General features: G+C 29.0%; 15 protein-coding genes. 5 read left to right on the top strand and 10 right to left on the bottom strand.

Features of this window, described 5'->3' with window-relative positions; genetic code table 11:
• The first annotated feature begins 1 nt into the window (after position 1).
• Positions 2 to 757 carry an imidazole glycerol phosphate synthase subunit HisF gene (gene hisF / locus FHG05_RS03845; protein ID WP_140996693.1) on the top strand — a complete coding sequence of 252 codons (756 nt, stop codon included), beginning with the start codon at positions 2 to 4 and terminating at the stop codon, positions 755 to 757.
• A gap of 46 nt (positions 758 to 803) precedes the next feature.
• On the top strand, positions 804 to 1,400 hold the full coding sequence (gene hisIE, locus FHG05_RS03840) for a bifunctional phosphoribosyl-AMP cyclohydrolase/phosphoribosyl-ATP diphosphatase HisIE (RefSeq protein ID WP_140996692.1): 597 nt from the start codon (positions 804 to 806) through the stop codon (positions 1,398 to 1,400).
• A 132-nt stretch (positions 1,401 to 1,532) separates the two neighbouring features.
• Here hisIE and FHG05_RS03835 read toward each other — a convergent pair whose 3' ends face one another.
• The gene (locus tag FHG05_RS03835) at positions 1,533 to 2,555 is read right to left on the bottom strand and encodes a T9SS type A sorting domain-containing protein (protein ID WP_140996691.1); all 1,023 of its coding nucleotides are present in this window, start codon (positions 2,553 to 2,555) and stop codon (positions 1,533 to 1,535) included.
• A 122-nt stretch (positions 2,556 to 2,677) separates the two neighbouring features.
• On the opposite strand from FHG05_RS03835, the gene FHG05_RS03830 reads away from it, so the two are divergent.
• A complete protein-coding gene (locus tag FHG05_RS03830) occupies positions 2,678 to 3,352 on the top strand; it encodes a DUF2461 domain-containing protein (protein WP_140996690.1) in 675 nt (224 codons plus the stop codon).
• A gap of 4 nt (positions 3,353 to 3,356) precedes the next feature.
• Here the strand turns inward: FHG05_RS03830 and FHG05_RS03825 are convergent, their stop codons facing one another.
• Together FHG05_RS03825 and FHG05_RS03820 are read right to left on the bottom strand one after the other, a co-directional pair.
• A complete protein-coding gene (locus FHG05_RS03825; RefSeq protein WP_140996689.1) occupies positions 3,357 to 3,746 on the bottom strand; it encodes a glyoxalase in 390 nt (129 codons plus the stop codon).
• Between the two features lie 90 nt (positions 3,747 to 3,836).
• A complete protein-coding gene (locus tag FHG05_RS03820) occupies positions 3,837 to 5,090 on the bottom strand; it encodes an OmpA family protein (RefSeq protein WP_140996688.1) in 1,254 nt (417 codons plus the stop codon).
• Positions 5,091 to 5,230: 140 nt separating this feature from the next.
• On the opposite strand from FHG05_RS03820, the gene FHG05_RS03815 reads away from it, so the two are divergent.
• Positions 5,231 to 5,632 carry an acyl-CoA thioesterase gene (locus FHG05_RS03815; protein WP_140996931.1) on the top strand — a complete coding sequence of 134 codons (402 nt, stop codon included), beginning with the start codon at positions 5,231 to 5,233 and terminating at the stop codon, positions 5,630 to 5,632.
• Here the strand turns inward: FHG05_RS03815 and FHG05_RS03810 are convergent.
• The 4 genes from FHG05_RS03810 to FHG05_RS03795 all read right to left on the bottom strand — a co-directional run bounded on the left by FHG05_RS03810 (position 5,622) and on the right by FHG05_RS03795 (position 8,223).
• Entirely contained in the window at positions 5,622 to 6,860 is a 1,239-nt protein-coding gene (locus FHG05_RS03810; protein WP_140996687.1) for a mechanosensitive ion channel family protein, read from the bottom strand. The two genes, FHG05_RS03815 and FHG05_RS03810, sit on opposite strands and share 11 nt — an antisense overlap.
• A gap of 10 nt (positions 6,861 to 6,870) precedes the next feature.
• On the bottom strand, positions 6,871 to 7,140 hold the full coding sequence (locus tag FHG05_RS03805) for a DUF3817 domain-containing protein (RefSeq protein WP_140996686.1): 270 nt from the start codon (positions 7,138 to 7,140) through the stop codon (positions 6,871 to 6,873).
• Positions 7,137 to 7,745: a YqaA family protein gene (locus FHG05_RS03800; protein ID WP_140996685.1), complete on the bottom strand. Its 609-nt coding sequence runs from the start codon at positions 7,743 to 7,745 to the stop codon at positions 7,137 to 7,139. Before FHG05_RS03800 ends, FHG05_RS03805 begins: the two co-directional genes overlap by 4 nt.
• Positions 7,746 to 7,857: 112 nt before the next feature.
• Positions 7,858 to 8,223, bottom strand: coding sequence for a hypothetical protein (locus tag FHG05_RS03795; RefSeq protein ID WP_140996684.1), 366 nt, complete (start codon positions 8,221 to 8,223; stop codon positions 7,858 to 7,860).
• 188 nt (positions 8,224 to 8,411) lie between these two features.
• Here FHG05_RS03795 and FHG05_RS03790 point away from each other — a divergent pair, with 188 nt between their 5' ends.
• Entirely contained in the window at positions 8,412 to 9,359 is a 948-nt protein-coding gene (locus tag FHG05_RS03790) for a T9SS type A sorting domain-containing protein (RefSeq protein ID WP_140996683.1), read from the top strand.
• Between the two features lie 120 nt (positions 9,360 to 9,479).
• On the opposite strand, the gene msrB is transcribed toward FHG05_RS03790, so the two are convergent.
• The 3 genes from msrB to FHG05_RS03775 form a co-directional block, all read right to left on the bottom strand.
• Entirely contained in the window at positions 9,480 to 9,983 is a 504-nt protein-coding gene (msrB, locus tag FHG05_RS03785) for a peptide-methionine (R)-S-oxide reductase MsrB (protein ID WP_198172260.1), read from the bottom strand.
• Between the two features lie 8 nt (positions 9,984 to 9,991).
• A complete protein-coding gene (gene msrA, locus FHG05_RS03780; RefSeq protein WP_140996682.1) occupies positions 9,992 to 10,672 on the bottom strand; it encodes a peptide-methionine (S)-S-oxide reductase MsrA in 681 nt (226 codons plus the stop codon).
• Between the two features lie 194 nt (positions 10,673 to 10,866).
• Complete coding sequence (locus FHG05_RS03775) at positions 10,867 to 13,005, bottom strand: T9SS type A sorting domain-containing protein (protein WP_140996681.1); 2,139 nt, start codon at positions 13,003 to 13,005, stop codon at positions 10,867 to 10,869.
• Between the last annotated feature and the right edge of the window lie 107 nt (positions 13,006 to 13,112).

The following is a 13,112-nucleotide window of genomic DNA, read 5'->3' as shown; positions in this document are numbered from 1 at the left end:
AATGCTTACAAAAAGAATTATTCCTTGTTTGGATATTAAAAATGGGCGCACCGTAAAAGGTATCAATTTTTTAGATTTAAAAGATGCTGGTGACCCAGTTGAACTTGCTCAAAAATATTCAGAGACTGGAGCAGATGAACTAGTTTTTTTAGATATTTCAGCAACTGAAGAACGCAGAAAAACCTTAGCTAATCTGGTAAAAGAAGTTGCTCAAAAAATCAACATACCTTTCACGGTTGGTGGAGGTATTTCTTCTATAGAAGATGTGACTCTTTTATTACAAAACGGTGCAGATAAAGTTTCAATTAATTCTTCTGCTGTTAAAAGACCGGATTTAATAAATGAATTGGCAACAAAATTTGGAAGTCAATGTGTTGTAGTAGCTATTGATGCCAAAAAAATCAATGATAAATGGGTAGTTCACCTTGTAGGAGGCAAAGAACCTACTACTTTAGATTTGTTTGATTGGGCAAAGGAAGTGGAAAAAAGAGGTGCAGGAGAAATTTTATTTACTTCTATGGATCATGATGGAACTAAAAATGGCTTTGCAAATGGAGCTTTGTCACAACTATCCGAATGGGTTAATATTCCAATTATTGCTTCAGGAGGAGCAGGTAATACACAACATTTTGCTGATGCATTTATACAAGGAAAAGCTGATGCAGCTTTAGCAGCAAGTGTTTTTCATTATCAAGAAATTGAAATTCCAAATTTGAAATATTTTTTAAAAGATAAAGGTATCGCTATCAGAATTTAAAATGATACAACATAATTGATAAATAAATTGTCAATAAACTTTGAATATGAAAATAGATTTTACAAAAAATAATGACGGACTCATTCCAGCAATTATTCAAGACAATGTTACCAAGAACGTGTTAATGTTGGGTTATATGAATCAAGAAGCTTTTGACCAAACAGTAGCAACAAATAAAGTCACTTTTTACAGCCGTTCCAAAAAGAGATTATGGACAAAAGGTGAGGAGAGTGGGAACTATTTAGAATTAGTTTCTATTAAAAATGATTGTGATAATGACAGTTTACTGGTTCAAGTTAGGCCAAAAGGACCTACTTGTCATACAGGCACAGATACCTGTTGGCAAGAAACAAATACTCAAGAATATGGTTTTATAAGTGAATTAGAGAGAACTATAAAAAATAGAAAAGAAAATGCAGTTGAAAAAAGTTATGTGGCTAGTTTATTTTCGAAAGGGATAAATAAAATAGCACAAAAAGTAGGAGAAGAAGCTGTTGAAGTAGTAATTGAAGCAAAAGATACCAATGATAATCTCTTTCTATCTGAAAGTGCAGATTTATTATTCCATTATTTGATTTTATTACAAGCCAAGGGTTTTCAACTGGAAAATGTGGTTCAAGTTCTAAAGGAACGAGTGAAATAAATTTGGATTTAAAACAATAAAAAACGCTCTAAATTTATATAATAGAGCGTTTTTTAATACTATGGTTATTAGATGAATTTTAAAAACGTAACTCGAATAGTTTTTTAGAATTCATATGTAATAATTTCAATTTTAATTCTTTATAAAGGAATGTCTCATTTTATCCAAAGCCAAAATATATTTTCCTTTAGATAAATTAGAAATGTTAATGCTATTATTGTTCATTTCTTTATTTTCAATCAATTTTCCTTGCATATCATAAATCTGGTAGGTATCTAGAGCATATAAGCTTTCAACATTTATAGTATCAGAACTCGGATTTGGGTAAATCATAATTTTTGATCCCTGATTCGCAAAATGAGTAGTACTTAATGTAGTATTTATGGTCATTTTTGAAATTTTTCCTGCAATTGTTTGAACAAAAAAGAGTTCGTTGTCTATTATAATAGATCCATTAGGCCAAGAATTAGCTGGTAATTGAACCATACTTTCAAATTGAAAATCTGGATTGGTATACCAAGAAATGGAACTAGCGGAGCTTTCACAAATGTAAAATGAGGTATCATTCATAACAATTCCGGAAGCATAATTTAAATTATTTAAAACGGTATCTAAATTTCCGGTTGATGCATCATATTTATATAATGCATTCGTGTAATTCGATGTAAAAAATAATTTATTATTATAAACCGTAAAAAAGTTAGGTTTGTAACCTACTAAAACATCAGACTGCTGTAAGGTAGTTAGATTTACTTTTACTATTTTTGATGCAGCATATTGGCCAATATACAAATCATCATTAATTTGTACCATTGGGCCAGCCACATTTGCTACAGGAGTAGTGTAAAAATTATCACTATCTAATTCAATTTTGTAGGTTCGATATGGGTTTTCTACACCCACATACAAAATGTCATTTTTGACAAATACAAAATTAGGATTTTCAGAGAATTGATACACTAATTCAACTGTTGGATTGGTTTGTGTGTAATCAAAACGATAAATTTTCTTTTCTACATACGAATTAAAATAAATAAAATTATCTTTATACGTAAGATTAGATATCCCAGCGGAGCTGTAATTGGTTAATACGTCCGTTACTTGACTGTAAACGAAGTTAGTTAGTAGCAGTAATAAAAGTAACTTTGTTTTCATAATAGTAAGTATTTAATTAGACTTTGGGGTATTTAAAGTTATGAATTAAAATTTTAAACATAATCACAAAAAATAGTTCGTTAACATTTTTTTAACAATTTAAATTTTCAAAAAATTAAAAAATGAGCCAAATTAATAAAGAATATATATCTTTTTTATTAGAATTAAAAGAAAATAATAATCGGGAATGGTTTACTGAAAATAAAAAAAGATATGATAAATATGCTAAATCTATGAAACAATTCTTTACAGAAGTTGGTGAGGATTTAGGAAAAATAGATCATATAGAACATATGCAAATTTTTAGAATTTATAGAGATGTTCGATTTTCAAAGAATAAATTACCATACAAAGTTAATTTTAGTGTAGCTTATCGAAGAACCAAACCATTATTGCGAGGAGGTTACTATTTGCATATTGAAAATGATAAAAGTTTTGTAGGTGGTGGTTTTTGGGAACCTAATGCCGAGGATTTGTTGCGTATTCGAAAAGAATTGGAATTAGATGCATCCGAATTAAGAGAAATTACATCTGATTCAACATTTAAAACCTATTTTGGTTCTTTAGAAGGGGAAGAGTTGAAGACAGCTCCGCGAGATTTTGATAAGAATCATCCCAATATAGATTTGATTCGAAAAAAACAATTTTTAGTTACACGAACTTTTACGAATGAGGAAGTATTAGCGCCTAATTTTAAAGATGAAGTAATTGACACTTTTCAAGCTATGCGACCTTTCTTTAATTATATGAGTGACGTTTTAACCACAAATTTAAATGGAGAAAGTTTGTATTCGTAAAAAATTATTCAAATAATTGAATTTGACTTTTTAACCTTTCAATGAGTAAATTCATCATTCTTTTATTAATATTAGAAGAATTTTGAATATACTCTTTGTATTCTGAAATGGTAAACATGCCAATTACCATTCCTTTTAAGGCATTTCTAAATTTAATATCTCTTTGAATTACATGTTCAATATAATTCATTTTTTTTTCTGGATTAAGTGTAAAAAAGACACCTTTTTGTTTTACAGCATAATTACGAAAAACTTCTAAAAACAAATCATTTTGAAATTTTAATATAGGTCTTAAAGTTAGATTCTGAAATTTTTCTTCAGTTGAAGAAGTTTCAGTAATAACACCTATGGATTCACCTCTAATTTCTAATATAGCTTCATCTTTAGTTCTCATAATAGTGTGATTTATAGTATAACTAAAGTTAAAGAAAAAGAGCCTTCAAATTTGGAGGCTCTTTTTAAGTTATTAAGATAGTATTGTTAATTACTTCAATTTGAAAGTTACTCTTCTTACTAATTTTCTTGCATGAGGAGAATTTACATCTACAGATGCGTCTTCACCTTTAGCTACATCCACTAAACGAGAAGCATCTACACCAGCTTTAATGATAACATCTTTAACAAAAGAAGCTCTTGCTGCAGATAATTTATCATTGTATTCAGAAGTACCAATTTCATCAGCGTAACCAATTACTTCAACGCTAGTACCAGGATTTGATTTTAAATATTGAACAACAAAATTGATTGCAGCGTAAGAATCTGCTCTTGGTTTACTTGAAGCGGTATCAAAATAAACATTTACATAACCACCATTAATGATATCTTCAATAGATTGACCTTCTTTTGCAGTTTGATTTCCTTTTACTTTTTCAATATAAGACTCAATTTCATCAGGAATACCATTATTGTTCATGTCAACGGCACGTCCTTTTGTATCTACAGCAACACCCGTAATAGAATTTGGCTCAACATCTAAATAATCAGGCACACCATCACGATCTGTATCATTCATCATGGTTTCTAATTCAGCTACACGAGCTTCCAATTCATCCAATTGTTTGTTTCTTGGAATAAACCAATCTGCGTGTTTTTCATTTTTACCTAAGTAAAAAGAGAATCCAATACTTGCATTATACAAAGTACTGTTAAAACCTCTGTCACCAGCAACAGAAGGATCTTCATAACCATCAAATGTATAGGTTTGATTCACATTATTAATCATGGTAAAATCTGCATTCAAAGCAAGTCTGTTAGATAATCTGAATTGAGCAGTAAGACCTAAAATGAAGTTAGTCATGTCATCATTACCTTCAAATTTATCATTTGTCATGAAAGAAAAACCTAAACCTGTGTGTGCTTGTAGATTAACAGTGTTCGTCCATTCTTCAAAGTTAAGTACCCTACCTAAGTTAAGTACACCTTGTAAATCTGTTCTATAGTATTGTCCTTCAAATTCAAAACTTTCTGATTTGTTTTTGAATGAATCATACCCCACGTCTAATTTCAAACCAAATTTATTATTAAACATGTACCTTAAACCTAAATCACCATGGATAAAATTAGTATTACTCGCATAGTAATTTGCAGAAAATGGTGTAGTAGGTTTACTTAGACCAGCATTAAAATCGATAGACCATTTGTTAAAATCAATCTCATCTTGTTTTTTAGCTTCTTCTTGGGCAGAAATCAAAGACGTAAACATCATTGAAAGGGATAAAAAAACAATAACTTTCTTCATAATTTTTATAATGTTAAAAAATAAGTGCGAAAGTAGGCATTTTTAAGTTTATAAAAAATAAAAATTACGTTATTATATCAATAATTTTAGGCATTGTTCTATTTTTGTTTTTTTTTAATGTAATAGAAAATAAAATAATGATGCGATTTAATACTAGAAAATGGGTTAAACCAGAAGATTTAAACCCTAACGAAACTTTATTTGGAGGAAGATTATTGGCTTGGATTGATGAAGAAGCGGCATTATACACTATTATTCAATTGGAAAATACACGTGTAGTTACCAAACATATGACAGAGATTAATTTTATGAGTTCTGCTAAACAAGGGGATATTATTGAATTAGGGATTGAAGTTATTAAATTTGGGCAAACTTCTTTAACTTTAAAATGCAAAGCTCGAAATAAGATGACTCAGGAAACAATATTAACAGTGGATTCAATAACGATGGTTAATTTAGACGAGCATGGAAAACCTAAGCCACATGGTAAAACAAAAGTTGAATTTGTTGATGAAAGATTGAAAAAAAATTTTAAGGAGTAGTTACTAAATTGTCTATTTCGTATACTTCTAAATTAAAAAAGGAAACAGACGCTATAATATGGTCGAAAATATCGGCCATTATATGTTCATAATTCTCCCAAGTTTTATCTTTTGAAAAACAATAGATTTCGATAGGTATTCCTTTCTCAGTAGGTTGTAAATGCCTTACCATAAGCATCATACCTTTATTAATACCAGAATGATTTTTTAAATACGTTTCGATATATTTTCTAAATAGGCCTAAATTGGTAAGATTTCTTCCATTAACAATTAATGATTTATCAATATTATTATTGGTATTATATTTTTCTATATCGGCTTGTCGATGCGTAATGTATGACGTTATATTCTGAATTTTATTGTAATATTCTAATTGTTCTTTTTCTATAAAATGTACGGATTTTGCTTTAATTAAAAGGTAACGTTTAATTCTTCTACCATCCGAATTTTGCATACCTCTCCAATTTTTAAAACTATCAGAAATTAAACTGTAAGTAGGTATTGTTGTTGTAGTATTGTCAAAGTTTCTAACTTTTACTGTAGCCAAATTAATTTCGATTACATCTCCATCTGCTCCAAATTTATCCATAGTTATCCAGTCACCAATGCGAACCATATCATTTACGGAAACTGATATACTGGCCACAAAACCTAGAATTGTATCCCTAAAAATTAATATTACTATAGCTGAAACTGAACCTAAAGTAGTTACAAAAACAGTTTTATTGACACTAAATAGCACGGATATAAAAGAAATTATTCCAAATATCCAGAGCATAATCATGATTACTTGTATATAACTATCGATGGGTTTATCACTATATCTTGGTTTGTTTTTGAGATAGTCTTTTAAAGCATTAAAAACACTTCGAATGATCCAAAGTGAAAGAATAATAATATATATTTTGACACTTTTTTCGAAGAAACCTTCCCAGTAGCTAAAATCTTTTAATATAATAGGAACCGTTTTGTAAATAAAAATGAGTGGAATTAAATGGGCTATGTATTTAGCAGTTTTATTAGCAACTAAAAAATCATCAAAGGTCGATTTCGTTCGCGCTGCTACAATAGCTAAAATAATAATCAATATTTTTTTAAAAATGTAATCAAGTAAATAGGCTATAACAATTAAAATAAATAGGTTGATTAGAAGATTAGTGTAAATGGCAATATTTTCACTAAAATCTAAGTCTTTCAATATTTTATATGCCCAATTAAAAAGAATCATCTAATAAATGTTACAAGTATTTTTTTTCAATATAAAATGTTCCAAAAGGAATAACTGAAGCCAAGCAGATGATAGCAAATTTTTTTGCCTCCCATTTTTGTTCGAATTTTAATAGAACTGCTAAAGCAATATATAATAAGAATAATATACCGTGCGCCATTCCTATATATTTTACATATACAGGTTGGTCAAATGCATATTTCATTGGCATAGCAAAAAATAAAAGAGCAAGTAAGGAAATCCCTTCTAAAGAAGCGATAATTTTAAAAAATTTAATCATGATAAAGCGGCGTAAATAACGTATCCATAAATAACAAAACGAAATATTCTAAGGGAAGCAAAAAGGAAAAAATGTTTTTGCGGAAATTTAATCATTCCAGCAGCTAAACAAGCAATTGCAAAAGGTAAAGGCAATAAGGCTCCTACAGCAATTAAAAAACCGCCCCATTTTTGCATGTTTCGAATATGCTTTGTCATTTTTCCTTCTAAATAATCATTTATTTTGGGAATCAGTAATAAAGTTCTTCCTTTATAATAAGATATAACACCACCTAAATAGGAAAGAGCTGCTAATATCGATAAATAGAGTAGTGGAGAAGAAGTATTTTTGGTCCAAGCAATAAAAATATCAGGAGGCAATAAACCTAAAATACTTTCAGAAACAAGAAATAAAGAAAATATGGATATATCACTAAAATTTTGAGTCGCATAAACCAACATTTTGTCAATACTCATTACATAATAATTAATGTACAAAAGAATACCAACAATTACTGCAAGAGGTACTAAAGCTTTTTTTGAATTTTCCCAAATAAAGGAATAAAAGCCGGTATATTTATAATATTGATGTAGAAGTCTGACTCTAGATTTTTTTTGCTTGTACATAAAAATAGATTTAGGAATGCAAATTTACTAAGATTTTTAAGGTTTTTCTGTTAAAGTATAGATAAAAAAAAAGAGTTCATGATGAACTCTTTTAGTATTTTTTTGAGTTTTATTAAAAAGCAATAAATGCTTTATTGTATTCTCTTAGATCTAATAGATTATTCTTTTTAGATAAATCATGTAAAAGAGATAAGAAATATTCAAAACTTTCAATATCATTTTCATCAGATACATTTTGTTCCGTTTGATCATCCTCATGTATTGGTTCATCATCTGGAATACCAATTAAAAATGCATTGTTTGCTTCTAAATGTTCATAAGCTAAACGTAAAGCTTTAGTAACCACTGGGTTTTGTTCTTCAAGAGAATATTCCCTAATTTTTTTTAAATCGTTAATAATTGAGTCCAAATCAAATTTGTTTTGTAACAATTCTTTTTGAATTTTCTCAATTAATTTTTGTGCATATTTATTTTCCATAGACGTAATAGTTAAAGGGACGCAAATCTAAGATTTTATTCAATGGTATACAATTTTTTATTTCGTAATTTTAAACACATACGCTTTTTTTACCAGGTAAAAACACCTGTTTATGGGGGTTTTTTCTGTAAAAGCATTGTTTTTTCAAACTTTTTTATAAATTTGTTAATAATTTTAATTATAAATTTATGAAGCAGCATTACTTTTTATTAATTTCACTGCTATTTACCCATATTATTTATTCTCAAAACACTTATATTCCAGATGATGGTTTTGAACAATTACTAATAGATTTATCCATTGATTTTGGACCATTGGATAATTATGTACCTACAGACAATATTTCTGGCTTAGAAGACTTAAATATTTTAAGCAATTATAATATTTCAGATTTAACTGGTTTACAAGATTTTACATCTATAGAAGCACTATATATTAATAATAATCCAATTACAACTATAGATTTAAGTGGAAATCCTATTTTATATGATGTTAGTTTAACAAATATGAATCTAACGAGTATAACTTTTTCTGATACTTCAATTATTGCATTTTTAGACGTATCTAATAATTCTTTAACAAGTTTAGATGTGAGTAGTTTATCAAATCTACAATATCTAAACCTATTTGGAAATCAAATTACTGATTTAAATCTAAATACAAATACACAATTAACAAGCTTAAATGCGGCCAATAATAATTTAAGTTCTTTATCTGTTAAAAACGGAAGTAACAACATTTTAAATTCATTTAATGCAACGAATAATCCTTCATTAAGTTGTATTGAAGTTGATAATGGTACAAATGCAACTGCTGGTATTGGAAATTATGCAACTTGGTTAAAAGACGCTACAGCGAATTATTCAGGAAATTGTAATTCTTTAGGTATTGATACGATTAATTTAAATGCTACCATACAAATTTACCCAAATCCAGTTCGTGAAAATCAAATTTTAAATATAAAAGTAGATTCGGATGTATTTGTATTTTCTTTATATGATTTTTCTGGAAAATTGATTGACAAAAAGAATATTTCTTCAAATAGATATACTACCAATCATCTTTCTAAAGGTATCTATTTATTTCAAATCCAAACCGATAACGCAATTTATTCTGATAAATTAATTATTCAATAAATTTTAGAACGTTAAGAATTGCTATAATTATAGCGTTTAAAAATATATATATAATTGAAATATAATATACATTATGTAAAATATAAAATTATAGAGTGAAACTATTTCTCACTCGTTTTGTTATTTTTCTTCTATGAATTTTAAAGCCGCTGAATTGATGCAATATCTTAATCCTGTTGGTTCCGGTCCATCATTAAACACATGACCTAAATGTAAACCAGTAGCTTTTTCAACAACTTCATCACGTGTCATTCCATAACTGTTATCTTTTACCCAAATCACAGCATCTTTGTTGATAGGTTTAGTAAAAGATGGCCAACCGGTGCCTGAATCAAATTTATCTTCTGAACTAAACAAAGGTTTTCCCGTTGCTGCACTTACATAAATTCCTTTTTTATGATTGTTATAATATGCATTGTCAAATGCTGGCTCTGTACCTTGTTCGACCATTATATAATATGCATTTTGACTTAATTTCGTTTTCCATTCGTTTTTACTTAAAGCTTCCGGATATTTCTGAGCGGTTGTTTTTGAATTTGTTTTCTTTTCTTGACAAGATAATGATGAAATGGTCAAAACACTTACCATTAAGACATTTATAAACTGATTTGCAATAGCTTTCATAATTTTTTTTATTTTAAATAGTTTGGAAATTTATTTTTGAATCTATTGATTCTAGGTACTGATACATTTTTTATATACGAATTATTGGGATGTAAAGATTCATAATTTTGATGATAGTCTTCCGCAGGATAAAATTTAGTGAATTTTTTTACTTCTGTGGTAATGGGTTTATCAAAACGTTTTTCCTTTTTCAATAGATTGATGTAGTTCTGAATGATCTCTTTTTCAGAATCATTTTTGTAAAATGCTATTGATCGATATTGGGTACCTGCATCTGGCCCTTGTTTATTTAAAGTAGTTGGATCATGTGAACCAAAAAAGATAATGACTAAATCGTTGAAGGAAATTATTTTTGGATCATAATATATTTTAACAGCTTCCGCATAATCGGTACTACCACTACTCACCTTTTCATAATTTGGATTAGGTTGATTACCACCACTATAGCCAGAAACTACTTCATGAACTCCTTTTACACTTTCAAAAATAGCTTCCACACACCAAAAACACCCTGATGCAAAATATGCTGTTGCATATTGATCTAAATTTTGATTTTCTTTTGTTATTTTAGATTCTGAGACATTTTGAAGTTCTTGAGTGTCTTCTGATTTCTTTTCTGAGTTTTTAGATTCGCAATTTAAAGTTATCAAACTAATGAGAATCAAACTTATTGTTTTTATATTTTTCATTTTCACTACTAATTTTATTGGTATTACAAAATTACTAATGATATAAAGGAACAAATGTTAACTATCTTACATTTGCTGTTAAAAATCTATTAATTTTTGAAAAGAAATAGCTTAATTGAGACTAAAACTTTAAAAGTCTCTGGATTTTGTAAAAAAGAAACCCGATAGTTTTATTTATCGGGTTATTCATTTACTTATTCTTTAACAAATCGTTTGGTATAGGAACCATTATTGCTATTTATTTTAAGAATATAAACTCCTGATTTTAAAAAACTTATATCTACTTTGCTTTGATCATTTTCAATATCATTTTTTAAAATTTCTTTTCCTTCTAGATTTATTACTGTAATAGTTCCATTTACATATTTATTGGGAAGTTTTATTTGTAAATCACCTTGTGCGGGATTGGGATACACTACAATATCAGTTTCATTGGTACTTTCTTTTTCAGTTCCATAACTCATACGATTGGAGTTAAAAATTGTACTGATATAATATAGATTGGCTACATTATCCTTCGTTATAGTATGCGAACCACTTGATATACTTATAGTTGCAATTCCTGAACTTGCTGCATAAGAAACATTATCAACTTTTACATTCCCGGTAAAATTACTGTCAAATACTAATGTTAATGTTGCTGAAGTTGTTGTGCTAAAAGCAATGGAAGTACTGGATTCAATTTTCAATCTTCGTGTTAAGTTGAGTCCGTTATAAGTTACGGAACCATCAGTTGCATTCATATTTCCTGAAATACTATAAAAAGAACTGTTTTTTTCTGACAAGGTAAAATTATGAATTTGATTGCTTGTTGAACCACCTCCATTAGAACCAGCTGGAGTTGCAGAAGCAGCATTTGAATTGATACTTCCATTGGCTTTTATCCAATAATAATAGGTAGTTCCATTTGTTACATTGCTATCAGTGTAATTTCTTGTAGTTGTTGGAACTTGTGCAATACGTACTCTTCCACTTGGATTAGAATCGGTATCTCTGTAAACTTCTAAACCTGTAACAGTAAGATTTGAAATACTCCAATTTAAATTTACAGCGCTATTAGTAGCAGTTGCTGATAGTAGAATTTCGGCTGTTCCTCCTCCTCCATTTGTTGTTCCGGATTCAATAGCACCTAAATCGGGTTTAGCACCAGAATAAGTAATTCCTGTAGAAGTCACACCCGCATCAATTAAATCGCTATTCGAATTTAAATTAAGAAAACCATTTCCTGTAGGATTTGCATTGGCTCCCATAGTTAAAGTTACAAAATCAGAACTAGTTACGGTAAAACCACCTGTTGCTCCAACAAAAGAATTTGGTGCGGTACTATTTCCTCTAATGCGATCATTAGTACCATTATCAAAAGAAAGATTATTTTTAAAAATATGGCTTGCACCGTCTCTAGTATGCCAATTATAACCTTCGTTATTATATGATGTATTATTTGTAAATTCTATGGCACCAATGTTACCATTATCAGTAAAACCATGTTTTCCATTATTAAAAGCAATACATCTTCTTACAATATGATTGATTTGATGAGCCGATGATCCTAATTTATACCCATTTTTATCACCTCCACCTGAAGTGCCACCACTAGTTAGAGTACCATTATGATGTGCAATACAACCTTCTAAAATAATCACACCAATTGGTCCAGTATCACTTTTGGTATATAAATCCCAACCATCATCTATATTATGATGCGCCACACAGTTTCTAAAGATATTTCCAGTTCCACAAGTTAATTTTGCCGCAAATCCATCGGCATTTTCATTTCCCCTGTCTTTATTGTCATACGATTCACAGTCCAAAATTAAATTGTTTGTAGGCCATTGACTGATGCTACTTGCATTAGTACTATATCTACTTAATTGTAGACCAGTATCTTTATTGTTTCTAAAAATACAATTTTCGATAGTATTATTATTACCCGATAAAAGCATACCATTATCACCAGCACCTTGAATAGTAATGCCTCTCCAATTCCAATAATCACCATCTAATACAATACCTCTATTAGAAGCACCTTCACTCATACTGAAATTTAATATGGGTATTTCATTATTGTATGCAAAAACATTAATTTTTGCACTAGACGAACCGTTTTTAGTAATCACTATAGTGTTGCTGTAATTGTGAGTACCACCTCTTACATAAATTGTATCGCCTCCTGTCGCTTGATTGATGGCTTTGGTCAAAGTCTGGAAAGGATTATTAGTTGAAGTACCTGAATTAGAATCGTTACCATTAGTTGCGACATAATAATTTGTTGCCCATGAGGTTGTCATGCCTATATTAAATAATACAAGCATGAATAAGATGTTTTTTTTCATGATTTGTGTTTGTTTGAATTGTTAATTACTTTTTTTCCTTAAGATTGAGAAAACTTAAGGTATACTACTTCTTGCTTTGCAATTTTGAATTGGGTTCATAACCTTTC

Source organism: Flavobacterium profundi (assembly GCF_006491645.1).
Lineage (GTDB): Bacteria > Bacteroidota > Bacteroidia > Flavobacteriales > Flavobacteriaceae > Flavobacterium > Flavobacterium profundi.
Note: the sequence above shows the minus strand (reverse complement) of the source record. Positions and strands in the feature narration are given on the sequence as shown.